This window comes from Marinovum sp. J2-8 (genome assembly GCF_055808435.1).
In genome coordinates this window covers 328793-352189 of the sequence record NZ_JBVVRZ010000004.1, presented here as the reverse complement: position 1 = coordinate 352189, position 23397 = coordinate 328793, and the positions used below count along the sequence as shown (strand labels likewise).

Below are 23397 nucleotides of genomic sequence, written 5' to 3'. Positions count from 1 at the left end.
ATGAACCAGACGGTCAAACAAACCGGGCTTACCGTTCTTCACACCGGCGACCAATACCAACCGCGCGGCGAAAAAAACGCGGCCATTCTGGAAAGCGGACATTGTGACGTCTACGCGGTGGTCGGCGGGCGGCGCATCTTCTTGCACGACATCACTGCCGGATCGCTTGTGGTGGCCCCCGCCACGCAATTCGGGCAAATCGTCCTTGTCGCACGCGACCAAACAGTCCTGCGCAAAATCATGCTGGCCGAAGCCGTGCGGTCGCAGGATTGGATCGGGGCCGTCGAAACCTGGTGCGAGGCGCTGTCGACCGGCCTTGCACGGTTGGCCCATCAACGCCCGGCCATGGCCCCGCTGCATGCGGGAGCCGAACTCAGCACCGAACCCGACCTGTCGCTGACCGCGGCCCACGGCATGGTGTGGATCGCCACCCATGCGCTGCGCGGTGTCGATTATATGGACATGCGCCCGCTGGAGGGGCGCGGTTTCCTGCCGTTGACCCATCGCACATGGATTTCAATAGATGCGGACCAAACGCTGACCGCCATGACCACGGCGGATGTGCTGGCCAAATCACCGATGGGCGGCTTTGCCTGGGTTCAGGTGCCCCAGGCGTTTACCTCGTTGGTGCTGGACACCGTGACCCGGTTTGTCGCCCGTCAGGACAAAACAGAAGCCGACAGGATCGCCCGCCGCGAAGACAAGGTCGCCGCAGATCTCTCTGGCGGTGTCGAACGGTTCCAACGCATTCTGACCGACAACATCAGCCTGCCCCCGCAGGCCAGCGATTTCGGCTTTGTCTGGCAAAGTCTGGCCGGGGAAAAACCCGATCCCCAGGTGATCAAACGCGATCTCGACGACTTTGACCGGTTCTGCGAACTTCATGATGCGCGCATTCGCACGATTTCCCTCGCAGAAAACTGGTGGCACCGGGACACAGGGCCGATGGTTGTCACCCGCCGCGAAGACGGCCGTCCCGGTGTTGTCAAAACCGATGCTCTGGGCCGCTATCGCCTGTTTATCAGGGGCGCGCGCCCACGTCGGATCACCGCGCGGCTGGCCCAAACGCTCTTGCCCGAGGCCCGGATCGTTGCGCTGCCGCTGGCCAACCGCCCGCTGTCGGTGCGCGATGTGATGATCACCGCCTTTGCCATGAGCAAAATTGACCTTGGCACGCTGATCGTCGCCTCTTTTGCGGCGGCACTGCTGGCGCTGTTGGTGCCGCTGGCCACCGGTGTTCTGGTCTCCACCTATATTCCGACGGGCGCGCAAGGCCCGGCCATTCTGATCGGCATCGGCCTTGTCGTCGCCCAGATCGCTGCGACCTTGATGACATCGGCTTCGGGTTTGTTGCGGTTGCGGATGGATGGGCGCGTGGCCGAACGGCTGAACGGCGGGATGATGGACCGGATGATGCGCCTGCCCGTGGCCCTCACCCGCTCGATGAGCGCGCCGGATCTTGCCCTTCGGGTCGCGGCGGTGGACGGCATTCGCCGTTCCATCATGGGGGCGGTTCTGGATTTCGTCATTTCCGGCGCATCCGGGCTGGCGGGCATTGCGCTTTTGCTGTGGTACAGCCCGATTGCCGGCGCGGTGGCCTTTGGCATGCTTGTCCTTGCGGTGACGGCGGGCATTCTGACCGGGTTTCGTCAGGAACGCGCGATCTACGAAGGCGAAAAGATGAACGCCAATGTGATCTCTTTCACCCAGGAAATGATTTCCAACATCGCCAGCCTGCGGGCCGCCGGCGCGGAACGCCGCGCCTTTGCCCGTTGGGCCGGCAGTTCCGCCGAAATGCGGGCGCGGTCGTTCCGCACCCGGCAGATCGGCAATATGTTCGAGGCATTCCTGTCGGGATTTCAGATTTTTGCAGTGGCGGCGGTCTTTGCCATCATCGGCTTTTCACTGGGGCCGGACACGGGGCTGTCCACCGGCGGATTCATTATCTTCGTCACCACGTTTCAGGGCTTCTTGATGGCGGCCGTCATGCTGGCCCGCAGTGCCAATCAGTTGGTGATGGTCCGCCCCCAGCTGAAACGGGCCAAACCCTTGTTGGACAATGCCCCCGAAACCCCTCCGCACACCAAAGATCCCGGCGATCTGAGCGGCGCGGTCGAGATTTCCAACCTGACCTTTCAACATGACGATCAGCGCCAAATCCTGCGGTCGGTGTCGTTTCGGGTCAATCCCGGCTCTTTCGTGGCCCTTGTTGGCCCCTCTGGGAGCGGTAAATCCACCCTGCTCAGCCTGATGGTCGGCTTTGATCGTCCCGATAACGGCGCGGTGCTGTTTGATGACAAGGATCTTGGCGGGCTGGATCTTGCACAGGTGCGCCGCCAGATCGGTTTCGTGCGCCAGAATGGCCGTCTGTTTGCCGGCACCTTGTTCGAAAACATCATCGGGGCACACAAGGCCGACGAACGCGCGGTCTGGAAGGCGGCGGAGGCCGCCGGCATCGCCGATGAAATCCGTGACATGCCGATGGGGCTGCAAACCGTCGTGACCGAAGGCGACACCGCCTTTTCCGGCGGTCAGGTTCAGCGCATTCTGCTGGCCCGCGCCATCCTTGGCCATCCCAAGATCCTGTTGCTGGACGAAGCCACCAGCGCCCTGGACAACCAGCTTCAGGCCAAGGTCTCGGCGAATATCGAGGCCCTGGGCGCCACCCGCATTGTCGTCGCCCACCGTCTCAGCACTGTGCGCAATGCCGATCTTATCCTGTTTCTTCAGGATGGCAGCATCGCGGAAAGCGGCACATATGATGCACTGATCGCGCGCAACGGCGCATTCGCATCTTATGTCCGCGATCAATCACCACAAGCCGCAGCATAACCCCCCTGCCCCGCCTCGGTGCCTTCCCACCAAATCGCCGCCACAACCCCGGATATTTTCGAATTACTTCAATTACTTACAGTCGAACCTTCAGATCCCGCTTCAACATCCACAGAATATGCCCTCCCAACCAATTTCCGTCGCTTTGCAAGATTTTCTTGCCAACGGCCCCTGCACTTGCTTAAAGAAACGGTAAATAACGCGATGGCGGAAAATACCGTTACCGAGCGAGGCAAAGCAGATGATCGGATCACAACAGATCCATATCAATTCCCGTATTCGCGAGAATGCGGAAAATTTGGCGGCGGCATTAGAGCATCATATGCTCAAAAGCTTCGCACCCGATGCGCGCAAAGAATTGCGGTTGTTCAGTGCGGGCGAAGCCGCGGAACTTCTGGGCATATCGACCAGTTTCCTGCGCAAGTTGCACTTTGACGGGCGGATTGCGGATGTACACACTACATCTGGCGGGCGGCGGCATTATTCCATGGCCGATCTGAACGGCATCCGTGCGGTTTTGGACGATACGGCCAAGACCCAAGGCACCTATCTGCGCGGGCGTCGTCCCGGTGACAAGGTTCAGGTGCTGTCGTTCCTGAACTTCAAAGGCGGCTCTGGCAAAACCACAAGCGCCATCCATGCCGCGCAACGCTTTGCCCTCAAGGGCTATCGCGTTTTGGCGGTCGACATCGACCCTCAGGCTTCGCTGACCACGTTGTTCGGCTATCAGCCAGAGGTTGATTTTCTGCATTCCGGGTCGATCTACGATGCCATCCGCTACGAAGACCCCCTGCCCTTCTCGTCGATCATCCAGAAGACGTTTTTTACAGGTCTCGACCTCGCGCCTGGGGGGCTGATCCTTCAGGAATTCGAACACGAAACCCCGACAGCGCTGCGCAACAACCTGCAACCGCCGTTTTTTGCCCGCATGGCCACCGCCCTACAGGAGGTCGAGGCCGATTATGACGTGATCATTTTCGACTGCCCCCCCCAACTTGGCTATCTCACCATGTCGGCCCTTTGTGCGTCGACCGGGGTTCTGATCACGGTTGTGCCCAATATGCTCGACGTGGCCTCCATGTCGCAATTCCTTCAAATGAGCGCGGACCTCCTTGATGTGGTGTCCAATGCCGGCGCCCGCATGGAATTCGATTTCCTGCGGTTTCTCATCAACCGATACGAGCCGTCGGATGGCCCCCAGCAACAGGTTGTGGCCTTCCTGCGCCAGCTTTTCGACAAAGAGGTCATGGTCGCGTCCATGCTGAAATCCACAGCGATTTCTGATGCCGGGCTGACCCAGCAAACCGTTTATGAGGTCGAGCGAAACGCATTTCACCGGTCAACCTATGACCGTGCGGTCGAATCTCTGAACGCGGTCAACGACGAAATCGAAAGTCTGATGCAACAGGCATGGGGACGGGGTTGATGGCACGCAAGGGTATCCTGACGACTGACAACACCCCATCACAGCGCCGCAACAGCGGCGGTGGCCTTGCCCCGCGCGGGGCAGTTGGCGCGCTGCAAAGCTCGCTTTCGAAACTTCAGGAAAACGCGGTTCAGGACATTGATCCCCACCACATTCATCAGGCGGGTGTGGTGGATCGACTTGGCAATGACACCCAGGCCGACGAAGCGTTAAAGGAATCGCTGCGCATCTATGGCCAACAGGTGCCGGTGCTGGTGCGCCCGCGTGATGGCGCGCCCGGCCAATATGACATCGTTTATGGCCGCCGCCGGGTGCTTGCCCTGCGTGACCTTGGCCTCCCGGTCAAGGCGATGGTCCGCCAGTTGGACGATCACGCCCTTGTGCTGGCACAGGGTCAGGAAAACACCGCCCGTCAGGATCTGTCCTTTATCGAAAAGGCCAGTTTCGCCGCCCAGCTTGATGCGTTGGACTATGACCGCCAAACCATTGCGGCGGCCCTGTCGATGGATCTGCCAATGGTCAGCCGCATGCTCAAGGTCGGCCGCGCCTTTTCCGTCGATTTTCTGGTGCACATCGGCTCGGCCCCTGGGATCGGGCGGGAACGCTGGATGAAACTCGTGGCCGCAATGGACGCCCCCGAAATGCGTGACCGGGTCGAGGCCCGGTTGCCCGCGCTGGTCCCAGTGCCGACATCGGATGCGCGTTTCGAACAGGTGCTTGCCTGGGCCACCGGCGCACCGCCCCCCAAAGCGGCCAGGCCCCCTGCCCCACCGGCGCGCAAGATCACCAGCGCCAATGGCATCCCCCTGGCCAAGGTCAAGCGCACCGAAAGCGGCGTGACCGTCACCATTCCTGCCGCCGACGCGCCCGGTTTTTCCAACTGGATCAACGCCGAAGCGGACACCCTGATACAAGACCTTTACGACCGCTGGCTTAAAACGCGGTCGGAAGACTGAGAGCAACCGAGCAGACAAAGGAGCACGACCACCAGATAAAAGAAAAGCCCCCCAGGACAAATCCCGGAGAGCCTCTCATTTCTCGCACTCTTGAGATACCCTCCCTGCCCTGACTCTGTCAACTCTGCCTATTCGGCGGACGGCTTTTTTTTGTCTTTCGTGATGTTTTACATGAAAAGAATGTCCCAGATCGCTGTGGGGCAGCCGGAGACGGCTGTTCAACCGACAGATAAATGGGCGCTACTCGCCGCCCTGACCGAAGCGGCGGAGGATGTGGGTGTGAATCATCGCACCCTGTCCGTGTTGCGCGCCCTCCTCACCTTCTACCCGGATCGCATCCTGCCCTGCGGTCCCGGCTGCGCGGTTGTCTTTCCGTCCAATGCCACGCTGTCCAAACGGCTGAATGGCATGCCCGAAAGTACCTTGCGCCGTCATCTGGCTGTGTTGGTCCAAACCGGACTAGTCGCCCGGCAAGACAGCCCCAATCGCAAGCGGTTCGCGCGGCGTTACGGTTTGGCCTTCGGGTTTGACCTTAGCCCCCTTGCCCGCGCGGCACAGGACCTTGTCAATGCCGCCGACAGCGCCCGTGAACGCCAACGCCAAGTCGCAGCCTTGCGTGACCGTCTGGCATTTGTCCGCGCACAGTTGCTGAACGAAGCTGACGTGACACAGAACCACGAATGGTTGGAAACCGCCCGTCTGGTTCTGCGCCGTAAAACCAACATCCAAACGCTGCAAGCGCTGCTGACCAAATTGGAATCTCTGTTAAAGACCCCGATAACAACACCCCCCGTTTCAGAAAAAATGAGCGGCAGCCACATCGAAAATGAGCGGCACATACAGGGTACAAATAAGAAGAATATAGTAAGAAAGACGTCTACAGATCCGGACCGCACAGGACCGAAATCCCAGACAGTGTCGCTGGGGGATGTGCTGGAGAATTGCAAAGAATACGCCTGCTATTTCCCCAAAGCCACGTCCGATTGGTCAGGATTGATTTCGGTGTCCAATCAACTTCATTCGATGATCGGGATCGAACGTCCGATTTATGATTTTGCCCTGCAACGATTGGGGCCGAACATGACCGCGACCATAATGCTTTGCATGCTAGAAAAAATTGGCCAGATCAAGAATCCTGGCGCTTATCTGCGGGGTTTGGTCCGACGGGCGGAAACCGGTTCTCTTAATCTTCGAGCGATGGTTTTCGGGTGTCAGCTTCGAAAATTGTCAGCTGACAATTTTGCCTGATTTGGGTTAGCTTGGTCCGGGTTTTCCCGGATTGCGTCGGCGTGCTGTGCGGGCAAATGGAAAAATTGTCAGCTGACAATTTCACCACCCATAGCTCCATCGCTTCGGTCCGACTGCCCATTTTCCCATCCGCAGAACCGAAGCACCCCCGAGGATCAATGCCGCGCCGATCCAGAAGCCCGTCGATGGCACCGCGTCAAATACCAGATGGCCGACGCGTGGCGGTCCACCCCGGGGGCCAATCGAGCACGACGAAACGGCCACATTGTTCCGCCTTGGCCTATCGCCAGAAACGAGCTTTAGCATTCACTCAATGAAACTAACCTGACTATGCCCACGCAAGATCTCTGTGATGACTGATCACCGCAGCACAGTGGCGGCGTTGTCTCGCACGCGAGACGCATCAATCCGATTGCTCTGGCAGACCTTCCGGGATCAAATCGGACCAGAAGTCACGCACCTTGGAAAACACCGCCCGTGCGTGCCAGCCGTACCGCCGGAACTGGCCGAGTTCGAAATCGTCCTCCAGCTGACGTTCGAACCGAACCCGCACCGCTTTTCGACTGGCTGGAGACCGTTTCTCGAGGCTGGCGTCGATCAGTTCGAGGCAGGTCTGCCGCCAAGCGGCAAAGCGTGCCTTCTCGGCGGTGCGCTCGATTTCGGCAATCTCTTCCTCACTCGGTTCCGCAACCACTGGCGTAGATTTTACTGGCGCCGGAGCCGTCTGTTTGAAGTCGCCCTTGATCGCCGCCGCGAGATACCCAGTCGGGGTCTTGCGCACCCTGCCCCGGCGACGCTCGGCTTCGACAAAATCCATTTTCTCGGCCACATAGGCCTCGCCGTGTTCGGCAATCCAACGCTGAGCAAGCCGCTCTGCAATTCCGTTTTGAACCAACCGCCGAAAGGCGTCCGACTTGCGAACAGCATCGTCATCGCCGAAGTCAAACAGCGTTTCCTGACCATTACGCGAAATTAGAAACCGGATGTATTTCGCCCGGCGGCTCTCGCGGCGAACCTCGGCCACCAGCGAGATGTCGGAAACGGCGTTCACCTCTTTGACAGACGGCTTGATGATCTTGGCGTTCAATTTCGAGTAATCATCGTAGTACACCATGTCATGCACGCCCATCAGGCGACGAAAGACATCAAGCTCCCACCAACCGGTGCTCCCTGTGCGCACAAAGCGAAAGCAGTTCTCATAGAGCGCCAGCGCATGCCCCGAGGTGAAGTTACGCTGAATGCGCATGTTGATCATTGAAAACACGCTGGGATCAAAGAGCTTGGCCGCCAGCGGCGCGGAGTAGGCATATTCGCAGACCCCGCCCGCCAGCTTCGCATAGGAAATCAACGAGGAAACGCCCCATTCCTCCTCGCCGTTGTCACCCAGCATGTTCCATTCCGCAGTGGTCTCAGCCAGGGCCCGTAGCGCCGCCTTGAGTGTATCGCGATCCCGTGACGTATAGCCCGACAAAGCGCAAAGTGTTTCGGCGTCGATCCGATGCGTATTCTTGGTCAACAGCTCATCATAAGCATGGAGCAACAAGCAGTTGCTAAGCTTACGCTGCAACAAGGTCAGCTTGCCGCCGACATGGATTGCAGCCACGTGCTTGCGAAGACTTTCCCGTTCGGTGACTGTGCGGAACTGCGTCACTGCGCGACTCACATTATTGTTTTGGCCATACGACCGGAAAACCAACCCGACTGTCAATCGCCACGGGTAGATATTTTCCCTGCCATCCCGGACGGCCGCACGTATCTGGGTAGGTTTCGCACAAGGGAGTGCACGTAAACGGGTCTGTTTCGAAGGCAACCCACCCCCAGACGAGGCAAAAATGGGCCGAGAGCCGCAGTTTACAACAGGTTTTGACTCTGTTTCCTACGCGGCGGCCAGAAATAAAGCCTGCACGCAAACGGGTCGACTTGTGCACGTAAAAGGGTTGGTTTGCGACCGTATCTGGGTCGATCCCATCCCGAAGACGGGTCGATTTCATCCTGATCTTGGGGCGATAGCAACCGGCAAGTGATTGAAAGATAACACTCAATTCAAACGGAAAGATTTTAAGAGTTCCTAAATAATACAAAGGTTTTGCTGTCTGTTTTCTTTGAAATTTAGATCTGGGAAGGGTGTCTCGCACGCGTGACACCGGAAAATAATTCTCTTATGATATCCACGAGCTCTGGAGTTCGCACAAACGCGCGTAAGCAGAGAAAGCACGAACATTCGAGGCAATGACACATGAGCAGCCCCAACCCCTCTATATCACTGCAACCTATTGATCCGAGGGATGCGCTAAACGATGTGCCGGACCGGGTCACGACCGAACGGTTCACCGTCGCAGCCGAGATCTGTATGCGGGCCAGAGATGATCTTGCCAGACGAGGCTACAAACCTGATGGGGCAAAAATCCTGCGACGCTTCGGCATTTGGGAGATTACCACTTTCATGTTGCCAGTGTCGGCACAACATCTGCGGCGGGTTCTTAAGGCTAACCCGGATCTGCCCCAAGGAGAGTTCGAAAAGGCCGGCAGTGCCAAGACCTTTACCTTGAATGAGGTCAACCAGATACGGGCCTTCCTGGAGGCCGAGGGACAGCAAGGCAAAGGTTATCGCCCATACCGGCCCAAGGACCGGCCCGCCAAGGTTGTCTCGGTTTGCAACTTCAAGGGAGGGGTGGCAAAAACCACCACCGGGGCGCATTTGGCGATGGCCTCGGCGTTGGATGGCTACCGCGTGCTTGTCATTGATCTCGACAGTCAGGCGTCGATGAGCACGATGTTTGGCTCCCTGGCTGAGGATGAGGGGCAGACCGCCTATTCTATCCTCGCCTGGCACCGCGCCCGTCACGCAGCCATGACGATGGGTATCGAGGACCTGACCTCTGAAGAACTTGACGAGGAAATCCGCGAGGCCGCCGCGGTGACGGCAGATGACGTGATATTCGGAACGCACTGGCCCACGATCGACATCCTGCCAGCGCAGCTCAACCTGTATTGGGCGGAGTTCCAAGTGCCTGTTTGGATGCAGACCCACAGAAGCTGGCAGTTCTGGGATGCGCTGCGCGCTTTCCTGGAGGTTCAAAACCTGCTGTCCGATTATGACATCATCATTATCGACACGCCGCCCGCGCTTGGCTATCTGACGATCAACGCGCTCTCTGCGGCGGATATTCTTCTGATTCCAGTCGGTGCAAGCTTCATCGAGTTCGACTCCACCGGCCGCTTCTTTGACATGCTTTACACCACTTTCGTTAGTATCGAAGACAGCATGGCACGGTTGCACGAGGATGCCCCGAAGTTTTCCTGGGATGCGGTGCAGGTCCTGTTGACGCGCTACGACGACGCTCAGCAATCGGAGCTTGCCAATGTCATCCAGGTCTATCTCGACGATTTCGTCGCCAATTATCGGCAGGAGTTCACCGCACTTGTTGGCCAGGCGGGGGAACGTGTGTCCGGCATTTATGAGGCCAGCCACACGGATTTCAACCGCGACACGTATCGTCGCGGCCGCGAGACATTCGACCGGTGTTATCACGAATTCAAGAGACTTTTGATCGGGTGCTGGGAACGCGACCGGATCGAAGCAGAGCGCAAGGAGGCTGCTGAATGACACGCAAAAGACTGGGCAGTATCGACAAGGACGCGGTTTCAACGCTCCGTTCCGTTGCGGAAAAAACTGCGGCCGACAGGCGTGGCGGTATCGGCGGCAAGACGCCCCCGATTGCGCAGGTCGCGGGTGGCGCAGCGCGCTCGCTCGAGGGAGAGATCCTGCGGCTACGCAAAGACCGGGACATGTTCAAGGGCGATGCCGAAGCTTGGCGCTCGGCACAAACCGCCGGGCTTGTCATCGTTCAGATCAATCTCGACCGGATCGACGATCATGCCTATACGCGCGACAGACGGTATCTGGATCGCGATGGCGAGGCTTGGCACGAGCTGAAGGACAGCCTGCGCGCCCGTGGTCAGCAGACCCCAATCGAGGTCACGGTGTCGGACAAGGATCCGGACACTTACCGTCTGGTGAGCGGGTTCCGACGGCTAAGCGCCTTGCGCGAGTTGCGGTCCGAGACCGGCGAGGACCGCTTTGCCACTGTCAAGGCGCTGGTCACCGATCGGCCCGAGACGGTTGATGCGATGGTGGCCATGGTCGAGGAAAACGAAATCCGTCAGGATGTGAGCTTCTATGAACGTGGGCGGATTTGCTGTCTTGCGGTCGAACACGGTGTGGTGGAAACCGTCGACGATGCCATCCAGATCCTATTCGCCAACTCCAGCCGCAACCGGCGTTACAAGATCAGGAACTTTACGCTGATCCATCAACAGCTCGCGCCCTATCTGGACTATCCGGAGGCCATCGGCGAACGGTTGGGCGCGCGTCTGGCTCAGGCCTTGAAAGAGGGCAGGGGCGGGGAGTTGACCGCGGTGTTGACCGACCGGGGTGAGAAATTCGCTGATGCCTCTGAGGAGACCGCGCTGTTGGGCGCGTTTATTGAACGTAAAGGTGTTTTCGCAGAGGAGCGATCGGTGCGAAGACCGGACGTATTGACGGCCAATTGGGAAGGGCAGGGTGGTCTAAGGTTGAGCGCGAAGGCACGCGGCAAGCGGGTCACGCTGGATTTGTCCGGGCTTGAGATCACGGATGAGGCAGTGCTTGAGGAGCTTCTGATCCGGATTGGCGCCGCGGCGGAGACTTAAGAGCAATCCCGGTGTCTCGCGCGCGAGACACCCCCCTTGGCGGCCCGTGGCGGATTTGCAGTTTGAGAGCGGACAGGTTCCGTGAGACGAGACCGCCAGGGCAGAGGGCGTTCTGGCTGGCGCGATGGGGGCGGCATCCGGTGATCCTGTGTGTTCTCTTCGGGGCTACTTTGTCCCCGGCGCCGTGTTGCCAGTGACCGCCCGTATTCCTTGTTACGGTGTGCTGCGCAATTGCTGCGGCAGTCGGGCGGTCAAGGCGTGCGGCCTACACTGGAACGTGGCGAGCCCACAGGTTGAGCAAGAGACCTGCCCGACAGGTGAATAATAATTCTGAGGGTGAAAACCCTATTTTGGCCGAATCCACCCATGAAATCAAAACGACTTTGCCAAGGTGATGTGTATTTTAAATAATGTCCGATAATGCAAAATTATTGGACGCAATTTGGATCAATACTGTGCGGCGGTTCATGCGCTATTTGACGGCTAAAGCGCCCTTGCGCGATACTCTGAGCGCATGATCTGTCCTGGCAAAACCGTTGGGGGCAGACCCCGATACGCTACCCCGGACGCCCTCCCGAGTTACGCACCTGCAGGGTGAAGCCGTTGAAGATGTTGCGCTTTTGTCAGTTGTGTCGGGCGGTTCCCTTCATCTTGTGTGGAGGTGTGTTCATACTCCTACCCCTCGTTGAGTGATGGTCCCTTCCCTCCGGTCGTTTCGGGTTCTCTACGCCAAGTAACGGTGTGACGCCGACGCGCAATAACAAGGGCGTCGCACATGAAAACGGCTCCATCGAGGGCAGCACCGGTCCCAGCAAAGGTTTGAATTTACTTGACTGATTCAACGGGCATCAAGACAGTGTTGCGATACGCTGCTGCTCTGGCGTTCAGATTGAATTTAAACAATTTCATTCCCCAAAGAACGGATTGAAATCGTTAAATTATTCCTGGGGGGGATATTATGCAGATTGTTTACCAATTTTCGTTGGACAGCGGCCAAGTGACAACCGCGACGGGGTCGACCGCCACCGGCACCGGCTTTGGTGTGTTTGACACCGACACCGGCAGTCTGACCTATAGTTTAAGCGTCACCGAGCTGGATTTTGGCAGCCTGCTGCCCGGCTTTCCGGACCGTGCGACGGCGGACACCACGGATGATGTGACCAACGCGCATATCCACAATGGCGCACGTGGTGTGAACGGCGGCGTGGCCTTTGGCTTTTTGAACGATGCGGACCTGAGTGCAGTCCTGAATGCCGATGGCTCCTGGACGATGAGCGGTATCTGGGACAGCAGCGATGGGATTGATCCCTTTGCGACGGCGTTTGGCACGACCGCGCCGGGCACCGACATGCCGCTTTATTTCAATGTGCATACAACGAGCTTCGGCGGTGGTGAAATCCGGGGACAGATTGTGTCTTCGGCAGATGACACGGCAAATACAATCACCGGCACGGCGGGCAATGACACCTTGTTGGGTCTGGGTGGCGAGGACACGATTGAGGGCGCGCAAGGCAATGACAGCCTCGATGGCGGGGCGGACAGCGACTCGTTGATTGGCAACGCGGGCGCGGACGTTCTTAACGGCGGCGCGGGCGATGACACTATGGTTGGTGGCACCGAAAACGACATATATTACGTGGAATCCGCAGGTGATGTTGTCAGCGAAAATGACGCAGAAGGTGACAACGACGTTGTGTTTTCGGCGATCACCTACACTTTGGGCGATCATCTCGAGCGTCTGATCCTTACCGGACCAAGCGGTAGCGTCGCAGACACCCTTGCTATTGATGGCACCGGCAACGCGCAGGCCAATAATGTTTTCGGCAACGCCGGGGACAACCAATTGTTCGGGATGGCCGGCGACGACACTTTGTTTGGCCGCGCGGGGAACGATGCGTTGTCAGGTGGCGACGACACTGATACGGCGATTTTTTCTGCGGCGAGTACCGATATCACTGTGGCTATGGGGACAAATGCGCTGATCGTGACGTCAACAGAGGACGGCGTTGATACCGTTATGAATGACGTGGAAAATTTTCAATTTTCCGACCAGACGCTGACCTATGCCGAAGTTATGGCGATGGCGCCGACACCGGAGGAGCGGGTCTATCAGTTTGAACTGAATGGTGCGCAGGCAAATGCCGGGGCTGGCACCGGAAGCCCGGCAATTGGCACCGGCTACGGGGTTTTCAACCCCACGACAGGTGAACTGACCTATTCTCTGAATATCTCCGGGTTGGATTTTGGCACCTTGCTGCCGGGCTTTACAGATCGCGCGACGGCGGACACCACAGATGATGTGACAGTTGCCCATATCCACGATGGCGCACGCGGCGTAAACGGTGGCGTTGTGTTCAACTTTCTGGGCGATAACGACCTTAGCGCGCGCATGAATTCCGATGGCTCGTGGTTGATATTTGGCAAGTGGGACAGCGGCGATGGGATTGATCCCTTTGCGACGGCGTTTGGCACGACCGCGCCGGGCACCGACATGCCGCTTTATTTCAATGTGCATACAACGAGCTTCGGCGGTGGTGAAATCCGTGGACAGATTGTGTCTTCGGCGGACAGCACAGGGAACACGGTCAACGGAACCGCAGGCGACGACATGTTATTGGGTCTGGGCGGCGAAGATACGCTGGATGGTCGCGCGGGCAATGACCAATTGCAGGGTGGGAACGACGACGACACCCTTCTTGGGGGGAGGGCGACGACGGCCTGATTGGCGATGCCGGCGATGACAGCATGGTTGGTGGCCCCGGCGACGATACCTATGTCGTGACTGAAGCTGGCGATGTTGTGGTTGAACAGGCGGACGAGGGTTCGGATACGGTTGTTCAATGGATCGAGAGCCTGACGTTGGGCCAGAATGTCGAAAATCTGGTTTTGCGCGGGGCTTTGGCGCACACCGGCATCGGAAACGATCTGGACAACGTCATTTACGAGAGCCGTGCACCGACCGATAGCACCATCGCTTTGACCCTGCGGGGCCTCGGCGGAAATGATTATCTCGGTGGCGGTGGCGTCAACGACACGCTGGAAGGCGGCGAAGGCAACGACATTTTGGATGGCATGGCCGGTGTCGATTCCATGGTAGGCGGACTTGGGGATGACGTTTTCATTCTGAGCGAACCGGCTGATATCGTGGTGGAAAATGCTGGAGAAGGCAATGACACTGTTCAAGCTGCGTTTGATTTGGATTTGCGCAATTTCACCGCAGAGATCGAGAATTTCTCGTTGGGGGGATCGAGCGCCGATTTGAACGGCACGGGGACCGATGGTGATAATTCCGGCATCGGCAACTCGGGTGCCAATATGCTGATCGGCCTCGGCGGTGACGACACGCTGGAAGGCCGCGGTGGCAATGACACGCTGGATGGCGGCGAAGGCAACGACAGCCTGCGCGGCGATGAAGGCGACGATTCCATGATCGGCGGCGAAGGCGATGACCGGGGTTATGGCGCTGACGGTGACGACACGATGGAGGGCGACGGAGGGAACGACTGGCTCAGAGGCAATGGCGACGGCGACAGTATTTCCGGCGGATCGGGGCAGGACAGTCTTTCGGGTGACGAAGGCGATGATCGTCTGGATGGCGGCGCAGATGCTGACAGCCTCTATGGTGGTGACGGCGATGACAGTCTGACCGGTGGGAGCGGAAACGACTTGCTTGCCGGCGATTTGGGCGTTGACCGTTTTGACGGAGGTTTCGTGGGCAATGACACTTTAAGAGGCGAAGAAGGCAACGACACGCTTGAAGGCGGTGCTGGCGATGACTTGTTGGAGGGCGGTGTCGGCGATGATCTGGTCTCTGGCGGCGATGGCACTGATACGGCTGTGCTTGGTGTTGCCAGCGGCGATGTCACTTTGGCGCAAGGGACAAATGCGCTGATTGTGACATCCACAGACGGCGTAGATGTGATCAACGATGATGTCGAATTCATTCAGTTTACAGACACGACACTGACCTATGCGGAGCTTGCAGCGACGATCAATACGCCCCCCAGCAATGTGGTGCTGGTCAACGCTGTGACCGATATTGATGAAAACACCGACACGACAACCCGCATAAAGATCGCGGATATTTCGGTTGCCGATGATGGGCTTGGCACCAATGATCTGGGGCTGGCGGGGGCTGACGCGGCGCTGTTTGAAATTGACGGTACGGAGCTATTCCTCAAAGCGGGCACTGCGCTTGATAATATGACCCAGAGCCAGTTCGATGTGTCTGTCACCGTGGATGACACCACTGTTGGGGCAACGCCTGATGCGAGTGTGGCGCTGTCACTTGCGGTGAACCAAGTGAACGCGTCCCCCACCGCTGTGGCGCTGGTCAACGCTGTGACCGACATTGATGAAAACACCGACACGACAACCCGCATAAAGATCGCGGATATTTCGGTTGTCGATGATGGGCTTGGCACCAATGATCTGGGGCTGGCGGGGGCTGACGCGGCGCTGTTTGAAATTGACGGTACGGAGCTATTCCTCAAAGCGGGCACGGCACTTGATAATATGACCCAGAGCCAGTTCGATGTGTCTGTCACCGTTGACGACACCACTGTCGGGACAACACCTGATGCGAGTGTGGCGCTGTCACTTGCGGTGAATGATGTGAATGACCCGCCCACGGGCGCGATTTCGATCAACGGCTTCACCGAAGAGAATGCGGAACTAAAAGCCACCTCTACCATCGCTGATGCCGATGGCTTGGGCGCGTTGAACTATCAGTGGCTGCGCGATGGCACCGCCATTCCGGGGGCCACTGCAGAGACCTATGCGCTGACTGCGGATGATGTCGGCGCGCGGATTTCTGTCAGGGCGACCTATACGGATGACGGGGGTACGCTTGAATCCGTGACTTCCGCCCAAACCACCGCGATTGCGGAACGTGTTGATCTGCGCGGCACCCCGGCGGCGGATCTTTTGGTGGGCACTGCCAACCCCGAGCTTATCGAAGGGTTGGCTGCCAATGACACCATCACCGGCGGTGGCGGGAGCGATCGGATTTATGGCCGCAATGGCGAAGATATCCTGTTTGGCGACGGCGCCGCCGCCGCATATTATGGGGCCAGTTTTGCCAACCAGATTTTCCGGCTCTACAAGGCCACGTTTGACCGCGATCCCGATGCAATTGGTCATGTAAACTGGACCGGGCGGATCGCGACGGGTGTGCGCACGTTGCAGGAAGTCACCCAGGGGTTCGTGGCCTCACAAGAGTTCCAGAACACCTTTCCGGATGGCACCTCGTCTGAGACCTTTGTGCGCGCACTTTACAAAAACGTGCTGGATACCGACAACCCCGATGCCATGGGCCTTGCCCGCTGGACAGCGGTTGCCGATTCCAACCGGGCAGACGCGGTGATTGGCCTGATGAACAGCCCGCAATTCATCCAAAGCACAACCGATGCGGCCAACGCTTATGCATTTATGAACGTCACCACCAATTGGAGCGACGATGTGTACCGGCTGTTCCGGTCGACACTGGATCGAGATCCCGATGTCACTGGCCAGACCAACTGGGTTGAACGGCTGGCAACGGGGGAGCGGACGTTGACCGAGGTGGCCGAGGGGTTTGTCGGCTCGCCGGAGTTCCTCGCTGCCTTCCCGGCGAATTCAACGGACGAGGCCTTTGTGCGGCTGTTGTATCAAAACGTGCTGAACAACGACGACCCAGATGCCGCTGGCCTGGCGCGCTGGACAGGTGATTTGGCAAATGGCATGAGCCGCGCCGACGTCGTCCTAGGGTTTTCCCAAAGCCCGCAATTCGCCGCAGAAACCGCAGCGCAACTCAAGTCCTGGATGCGCAATCAGGGTGTAGATGACCGGATCGAGGGCGGCCCGGGCGGTGATCTGATGGCGGGCGGCCAGTTCGCGGATGTTTTTGTGTTTGACGCCAGCCACGACGGTGCCAATTTCGTGGCCGATCTGGAGGCTTGGGATTACATTGAACTGAACGGTTTTGGGTTTGTCGACGCAGCTGCGGCGCGCGCAGAGATGACCCAGGTCGGTGCAAATCTGGTGTTTGATGACCAGGGGGTGCAGATCACATTTGCGAACACCACGCTGGCGCAAATCACTGACGATATGATCTGGGTTTGATATTGCCGGAACTGTTGCATTAATCTGTTCGCTTGGTCCATCCAACGGCTTTTGAGGTTGGTTATGCCGCGCAAAACTGCGTTCTTATCAGGATGTGGCTGACCTGCTGGCTCAGCGTGCAATGACTGTTGGTTGATCGACTGTGTGCCGCTCGCTGGGTCCAGAAGCTTGGTCTTGAGCTGGCGAAGCGGACCGAGAAACACCTGCGCCGTGCAAGCGTCAACCGGTATGTGGACGAGACCCACATTCGTGTTGGTGAGAAAGGGCGCTACTCGCTGCTCTCTTGGGTATTCCAAAGGAATATCCAAGAGGGTTGGCGTGCAATTGATGCCAACGGGCTAGGTGGTCGAAATCTTCGCGTAAACGCACGCCATTCCCCGGCATCTATGCGACCAGCCAAAATTAATGCAACGGTCACCGCCGTCCTCGGCCTGAGAGATGGGCGCGACGCTCACATGGAGCATATCGCCGAGCATGGCCGAATGGCGTGGCAGGCAGCGACGGGGTACAATGATCGCGCCCTCGTCGAAGCCCAAATCGGGCGCCGCAAGTTCGTCATCGGCCCAGAGCTGAACGCCAGGGAAATGAACCGCCAAGTCACAGAAAACCAGATCGCCACAAAATCACTCAACCGCATGACCCGCCTTGGTCGTGCGGTCTTCAAGCGAGCCGCATAGTCACTTGGGGAAAGGGGCGACTGCGCCCATATTCTGACCCATGCAACAAGCTGATCTTAGGCCGCAGGCGACCAGACGAGCAAAAGAAAGAAAGAGTGCTTCCGCACTCACCAAAGCAGGGGGATTTTCACCAGCTCCCGCCAACTTTCGACGTTTACGATCCATCACACAGAACCATGCCTACAACCCCGCAAGGGGGTATTCCGGCAGAACCATGTGTGACGGAACGACACTCAAGCGAAAGCAGGCTCATACGAAGCAGGGGAAAATAGGAACCACCTTCCAACACAACAAACAGCGGGAGCCCTTTTCGTCAGGTTCCAGTCAGCTCAGAAGAGCAGGTTGGACTTTCTACCCAATGATTGGGGTAGGCACAGGGGTTAGATAGTTCTTGCTTTTTGAGTATCGTATATGATACCGCTACCTATATGATTGAGATTGAAGTTTACACAACGCCAGAAGGGAAGCAGCCATTTATCAAGTGGCTTTCCAAGATCAACAGGCAGGCCAGAAAACGGGTGACAGTTGCGTTAGGCCGATTGGAAGAAGGCAACACTGGAAGCCTCAAATCCGTTGGTGACGGTGTTTTCGAAATCAGGCTCACATTCGGGGCAGGGATTAGGATTTACCTAGGCCAAGAGGGCGATAGGCTTGTGATCCTGCTTCATGGCGGCACAAAGCGCCGCCAGAGCGATGACATCGCAAAAGCCAAACAGCTTTGGCGTGATTATCAGGATGAAACCACAACAGAAAGGAAAGGATAATGCCAACCACATCATACAAAGCCGCCATGAAAGCCATGGTCGATGAAAATCCCGAGTTTGGGGCGGAAATGCTGGAAGACGCACTCAATTCGCTGCTCAGTGGTGAGCTGAACGAGGGGCGGCTTTTGCTACGTCAGTTCGTCAACGCCACCATGGGGTTCAAAGAGCTGGCTGAGCGTACTGGCAAGGTGGACAAGAACCTCATGCGCACCTTGAGCGCCGCAGGCAATCCAACCGCGTCCAATCTCTTTGAGATCGTACAGGCTTGCATTCAGGCTGAAGGTGTCACCGTGGCCGCTCATGTTCAGCGGCAGGGCGATTGCAATCTGCCCCAAGCGGGCTTGCGGTAACTTACCCACAGGAAGGGCAGGGGTTTTTGCTGTTTTCTCTCAGGTGATCGACGGCAGGGCGGTTAAGCTGCTGCCATGACAAAGCTTGAAGCACTCGCACTGGCCGTTCTCTCCATCGTCGTCATGTTTGGCGTGTTTTGGGTCAAGGCGGTCTACGTGGATGCGCCAGCCGTGGCGCAGGAAGGGGATAGTGAGCTGGATGGAAAACGGGGTACATATAAAATATTTGAGACCGCTCAATCATGCGGATGTGAGGCGGCGGAGCTGCTATTTCGTGCCGTGGGTTTTGAACCCGCCCAAAAACAAATTCATCATTGATGCCGCTTGTATGGGAATTGAGGTTATTCGGGTGATCTGGTCGAGTTGACACTCTGTGTGTAAGCGCGCTCATCTTGTCCGTGACAAGAGCCACCATCTCTGCAAAAGTCATTCACAGCAAGATATTTACTGAGTGATCATTTATGCCCAATCCTTACACTCTCATTGATATTCACGATTACACTGGTAACCAAGTCATTGGCCATGCGCTGTTTGAAGGCTCTCAAGTCGGCCCAGGGCAAGGTGAGTTTGTCGCGCTTATTAGCGGTTATGATTTTCGTGATGCCAATTTCGACGGTAATGTCTCATTTTTAGAAAGCTTCGCAGACACGGTGTTTGGATCATCCTTCATTGGTCAAAGCGAATTTAGCATTCAGGCATTCAGACAACTTCATCTGCTAACAGCCGATGGTCGCTTTCATCAAGCTGCCAACAGAGAGCTTTTGTCTCTAACCACAGATTTAGTCGCTGAGGGTGTGTCTTATGCTTGGGGTATTGAAGACAGCCTTCTAGAGCAGCTAGCAAGCAGTGTTGGTGTTCCTGCGCTTAGTTCACTAGCTCAATCCGTTGTTGGCGACTATATTCCGCAGTTTATAACAACCGCCGCAAGTCAAATTATTGTCGAAGGCTTGCTTGAAACGGTCACATTAGAACAAGTACCAACGAGTCCATACACATACGTCGCCACAAGCAGTAACGGCAGCAGTTACTCAAGCGGAGATGGGGACGACAATGCCTACTTGATCCTTGACGATGATGAAGGGAACCAAACATCCTTTTTCGGTGGTGGCGGTATTGATCACGTCACGCTTGATCTCACACGGTTCAACGAAGGCCTGTCTTTTATCACTTGGGGCACGGATGGCTTCCGCGTCATTGGACGCGACACATCAACCGTTTTTGCCCAAGCAAATGGCGAAGCCTTCACCATGCTGGGTGGCGAAGGTGATGACATATTTTCATTCGCTAATGGTATCACCGAAGACCTTGTGATCCATGGCAACGGCGGCAACGACAATCTGAACGGTGGCGAAGGCAATGACAGCATCACAGGTGGCAGCGGAAACGATGTCCTTGATGGTGAAGAAGGCAATGACACCCTCGATGGCGGTGAAGGCGATGACTATATCAGTTCCGATTACGATGACGGCCCCGATACTCTTATTGGCGGCAGTGGCTTTGATGCGCTCTCTATCAATCGCCGCGATTTTGCGGGAGCTCTGGACTTCACTTATGACGCCGCCTCCGATGCACTGATTTCTCTTGCTGATGGAACATCCTTCGAGGGCTTTGAGTGGCTTCAATCGTTGACAAGCGGGCAGGGTGACGATGCCGTTACGCTTATCCTTGATCCAACAAACACTAATCGAACCTACTACAACGGCAACGGCGGCATTGATCACATTACGCTTGATCTCACTCGCTTCAATGAAGAGCTGAGCTTTCATACTTGGGGCCCGAACGGTTTCCGCGTCATTGGACGCGACACATCAACCGTTTTTGCCCAAGCAAATGGCGAAGCCTTCACCATGCTGGGTGGCGAAGGTGATGACATATTTTCATTCGCTAATGGTATCACCGAAGACCTTGTGATCCATGGCAACGGCGGCAACGACAATCTGAACGGTGGCGAAGGCAATGACAGCATCACAGGTGGCAGCGGAAACGATGTCCTTGATGGTGAAGAAGGCAATGACACCCTCGATGGCGGTGAAGGCGATGACTATATCAGTTCCGATTACGATGACGGCCCCGATACTCTTATTGGCGGCAGTGGCTTTGATGCGCTCTCTATCAATCGCCGCGATTTTGCGGGAGCGCTGGACTTCACTTATGACGCCGCCTCCGATGCACTGATTTCTCTTGCTGATGGAACATCCTTCGAGGGCTTTGAGTGGCTTCAATCGTTGACAAGCGGGCAGGGTGACGATGCCGTTACGCTTATCCTTGATCCAACAAACACTAATCGAACCTACTACAACGGCAACGGCGGCATTGATCACATTACGCTTGATCTCACTCGCTTCAATGAAGAGCTGAGCTTTCATACTTGGGGCACGGATGGCTTCCGCGTCATTGGACGCGACACATCAACCGTTTTTGCCCAAGCAAATGGCGAAGCCTTCACCATGCTGGGTGGCGAAGGTGATGACATATTTTCATTCGCTAATGGTATCACCGAAGACCTTGTGATCCATGGCAACGGCGGCAACGACAATCTGAACGGTGGCGAAGGCAATGACAGCATCACAGGTGGCAGCGGAAACGATGTCCTTGATGGCGAAGAGGGCAACGACACCCTCGATGGCGGTGAAGGCGATGACTATATCAGTTCCGATTACGATGACGGCCCCGATACTCTTATTGGCGGCAGTGGCTTTGATGCGCTCTCTATCAATCGCCGCGATTTTGCGGGAGCGCTGGACTTCACTTATGACGCCGCCTCCGATGCACTGATTTCTCTTGCTGATGGAACATCCTTCGAGGGCTTTGAGTGGCTTCAATCGTTGACAAGCGGGCAGGGTGACGATGCCGTTACGCTTATCCTTGATCCAACAAACACTAATCGAACCTACTACAACGGCAACGGCGGCATTGATCACATTACGCTTGATCTCACTCGCTTCTTATGACGCCGCCTCCGATGAAGAGCTGAGCTTTCATACTTGGGGCACGGATGGCTTCCGCGTCATTGGACGCGACACATCAACCGTTTTTGCCCAAGCAAATGGCGAAGCCTTCACCATGCTGGGTGGCGAAGGTGATGACATATTTTCATTCGCTAATGGTATCACCGAAGACCTTGTGATCCATGGCAACGGCGGCAACGACAATCTGAACGGTGGCGAAGGCAATGACAGCATCACAGGTGGCAGCGGAAACGATGTCCTTGATGGCGAAGAGGGCAACGACACCCTCGACGGTGGCGAAGGCGATGACTACGCAATTAGTGGATCAGGCAATGACCAAATAACCTCGTCATCTGGCTCGGACCTTCTTCGAGGACTAGCTGGAAATGATGTGATCCTCCTTTCAGGCTCGTCCTATCACACATCTGGCTATGTCGCCTTCAATGTCAGCTCCGATACCCAAGTAGGCACACAGGCGCGGGTCAACCTCGAAGGACTGGTACGCATCGAAGCCGTGACCGATGGCGGCGCGGATGCTGATATTGTCGAACTCAGTGGCGAAGGCGATGCTTTCTTCTTGCATGACGCCTATTCCGGCTTCCACAGCTCAGTTGCTTTGACCGAAGACTACGTGGGCAACGAAAGCGCCGCGCGTTTCGCCAACATCGAAGAAATCCGAGGCATGGGCGGCGATGATATCATCGACTTGACCAGCCCAGATTACAGTCTTTCTGGCGTCGCCATGTCCATCGACGGTGGTGAAGGCAATGACGTGATCTGGGGCTCGGATGCCAACGAAGACATCTCCGGTGGCAACGGCAACGACACCATCTTTGGAGGTATTGGAACCGACGTGCTGACAGGTGGAGCTGGCGCAGATGTGTTCGAGTTCACCCGCACATCAACCGATACATCCGTAACCGATTTTGATGCTAGGGAAGGTGACGCCCTACGGTTCTACAATGTTGGCGGCGTAGAGTTCGACGCGTCGAGCGTAGCATTGACTGCCAGTGGAATAACCATCTCCTACACCGACACCGCGTCTGGAGCCGAGTATGATATTTCCATCGCTCTTGCGGCAAACGCTGCTGATTTCACGACCACGCTGCCAGAGATTTTGAACGCCTTGGAGATTGTTTGACGGCTAGTGGTGTGAGATTTTCCACTCTCGGCCATAGTGGAAAATCTCACAATTCCGGTGCCAATCCGTCCCCAATCGCGGCACCGCAGAATAGATCAGGCGGGAGCCGATAGAAACCGTACATGCTCGTTTTGGGGGCTATGGTCGGGTGGCAAGCAGTGCTGTCACCTGTTCAACTGAATTTACCCATTGCGCGGTACCACGTCTTCTCCATTCAATAACTGAGCTACTCCCCATTTGTTGGACAGGATCTGGCGTAAG

General features: G+C 56.9%; 15 protein-coding genes. 14 read left to right on the top strand and 1 reads right to left on the bottom strand.

Going from position 1 to position 23397, the window contains the following annotated elements; genetic code table 11:
- The 4 genes from AC0L4F_RS14675 (at position 1) to repC (ending at position 6462) form a co-directional block, all read left to right on the top strand.
- A complete protein-coding gene (locus AC0L4F_RS14675) occupies positions 1 to 2832 on the top strand; it encodes an ATP-binding cassette domain-containing protein (RefSeq protein WP_244689490.1) in 2832 nt (943 codons plus the stop codon).
- 241 nt (positions 2833 to 3073) lie between these two features.
- Positions 3074 to 4258 (top strand): plasmid partitioning protein RepA, encoded by a 1185-nt coding sequence (repA, locus tag AC0L4F_RS14670; protein ID WP_244689488.1) that lies wholly within the window; start codon positions 3074 to 3076, stop codon positions 4256 to 4258.
- Positions 4258 to 5214 carry a plasmid partitioning protein RepB gene (gene repB / locus AC0L4F_RS14665; RefSeq protein ID WP_244689486.1) on the top strand — a complete coding sequence of 319 codons (957 nt, stop codon included), beginning with the start codon at positions 4258 to 4260 and terminating at the stop codon, positions 5212 to 5214. Before repA ends, repB begins: the two co-directional genes overlap by 1 nt.
- Positions 5215 to 5373: 159 nt before the next feature.
- Positions 5374 to 6462: a plasmid replication protein RepC gene (repC, locus tag AC0L4F_RS14660; RefSeq protein WP_244689742.1), complete on the top strand. Its 1089-nt coding sequence runs from the start codon at positions 5374 to 5376 to the stop codon at positions 6460 to 6462.
- A 403-nt stretch (positions 6463 to 6865) separates the two neighbouring features.
- On the opposite strand, the gene AC0L4F_RS14655 is transcribed toward repC, so the two are convergent.
- Positions 6866 to 8113: a replication initiation protein gene (locus tag AC0L4F_RS14655; protein WP_473446586.1), complete on the bottom strand. Its 1248-nt coding sequence runs from the start codon at positions 8111 to 8113 to the stop codon at positions 6866 to 6868.
- Between the two features lie 585 nt (positions 8114 to 8698).
- Between AC0L4F_RS14655 and AC0L4F_RS14650 the strand changes: the two genes are divergently transcribed.
- The 10 genes from AC0L4F_RS14650 to AC0L4F_RS14605 all read left to right on the top strand — a co-directional run bounded on the left by AC0L4F_RS14650 (position 8699) and on the right by AC0L4F_RS14605 (position 23136).
- Positions 8699 to 10069: an AAA family ATPase gene (locus tag AC0L4F_RS14650; RefSeq protein ID WP_244689484.1), complete on the top strand. Its 1371-nt coding sequence runs from the start codon at positions 8699 to 8701 to the stop codon at positions 10067 to 10069.
- A complete protein-coding gene (locus AC0L4F_RS14645) occupies positions 10066 to 11154 on the top strand; it encodes a ParB N-terminal domain-containing protein (protein WP_244689482.1) in 1089 nt (362 codons plus the stop codon). The genes AC0L4F_RS14650 and AC0L4F_RS14645 overlap by 4 nt, the downstream gene beginning before the upstream one ends.
- Positions 11155 to 12112: 958 nt before the next feature.
- Complete coding sequence (locus AC0L4F_RS14640; RefSeq protein WP_244689479.1) at positions 12113 to 13876, top strand: CHRD domain-containing protein; 1764 nt, start codon at positions 12113 to 12115, stop codon at positions 13874 to 13876.
- A gap of 23 nt (positions 13877 to 13899) precedes the next feature.
- Positions 13900 to 17256, top strand: coding sequence for a DUF4214 domain-containing protein (locus AC0L4F_RS14635; protein WP_244689477.1), 3357 nt, complete (start codon positions 13900 to 13902; stop codon positions 17254 to 17256).
- Positions 17257 to 17384: 128 nt separating this feature from the next.
- A complete protein-coding gene (locus AC0L4F_RS14630) occupies positions 17385 to 17933 on the top strand; it encodes a hypothetical protein (RefSeq protein ID WP_473446583.1) in 549 nt (182 codons plus the stop codon).
- A gap of 428 nt (positions 17934 to 18361) precedes the next feature.
- A complete protein-coding gene (locus AC0L4F_RS14625; RefSeq protein ID WP_244689475.1) occupies positions 18362 to 18697 on the top strand; it encodes a type II toxin-antitoxin system RelE/ParE family toxin in 336 nt (111 codons plus the stop codon).
- Positions 18697 to 19047: a helix-turn-helix domain-containing transcriptional regulator gene (locus AC0L4F_RS14620; RefSeq protein WP_244689473.1), complete on the top strand. Its 351-nt coding sequence runs from the start codon at positions 18697 to 18699 to the stop codon at positions 19045 to 19047. The genes AC0L4F_RS14625 and AC0L4F_RS14620 overlap by 1 nt, the downstream gene beginning before the upstream one ends.
- A 75-nt stretch (positions 19048 to 19122) precedes the next feature.
- A complete protein-coding gene (locus AC0L4F_RS14615) occupies positions 19123 to 19365 on the top strand; it encodes a hypothetical protein (RefSeq protein ID WP_244689471.1) in 243 nt (80 codons plus the stop codon).
- Between the two features lie 143 nt (positions 19366 to 19508).
- The gene (locus AC0L4F_RS14610; protein WP_280520594.1) at positions 19509 to 21998 is read left to right on the top strand and encodes a calcium-binding protein; all 2490 of its coding nucleotides are present in this window, start codon (positions 19509 to 19511) and stop codon (positions 21996 to 21998) included.
- Entirely contained in the window at positions 21961 to 23136 is a 1176-nt protein-coding gene (locus tag AC0L4F_RS14605) for a calcium-binding protein (RefSeq protein WP_244689468.1), read from the top strand. The genes AC0L4F_RS14610 and AC0L4F_RS14605 overlap by 38 nt, the downstream gene beginning before the upstream one ends.
- Positions 23137 to 23397: the final 261 nt, after the last annotated feature.

Coding starts and splice junctions, on each gene's coding strand:
- AC0L4F_RS14610 (WP_280520594.1), top strand. CDS start 19,509: ATGCCCAATCCTTACACTCTCATTGATATTCACGATTACACTGGTAAC.
- AC0L4F_RS14615 (WP_244689471.1), top strand. CDS start 19,123: ATGACAAAGCTTGAAGCACTCGCACTGGCCGTTCTCTCCATCGTCGTC.
- AC0L4F_RS14620 (WP_244689473.1), top strand. CDS start 18,697: ATGCCAACCACATCATACAAAGCCGCCATGAAAGCCATGGTCGATGAA.
- AC0L4F_RS14650 (WP_244689484.1), top strand. CDS start 8,699: ATGAGCAGCCCCAACCCCTCTATATCACTGCAACCTATTGATCCGAGG.
- repB (WP_244689486.1), top strand. CDS start 4,258: ATGGCACGCAAGGGTATCCTGACGACTGACAACACCCCATCACAGCGC.
- AC0L4F_RS14645 (WP_244689482.1), top strand. CDS start 10,066: ATGACACGCAAAAGACTGGGCAGTATCGACAAGGACGCGGTTTCAACG.
- AC0L4F_RS14640 (WP_244689479.1), top strand. CDS start 12,113: ATGCAGATTGTTTACCAATTTTCGTTGGACAGCGGCCAAGTGACAACC.
- AC0L4F_RS14675 (WP_244689490.1), top strand. CDS start 1: ATGAACCAGACGGTCAAACAAACCGGGCTTACCGTTCTTCACACCGGC.
- repA (WP_244689488.1), top strand. CDS start 3,074: ATGATCGGATCACAACAGATCCATATCAATTCCCGTATTCGCGAGAAT.
- AC0L4F_RS14635 (WP_244689477.1), top strand. CDS start 13,900: ATGGTTGGTGGCCCCGGCGACGATACCTATGTCGTGACTGAAGCTGGC.
- AC0L4F_RS14625 (WP_244689475.1), top strand. CDS start 18,362: ATGATTGAGATTGAAGTTTACACAACGCCAGAAGGGAAGCAGCCATTT.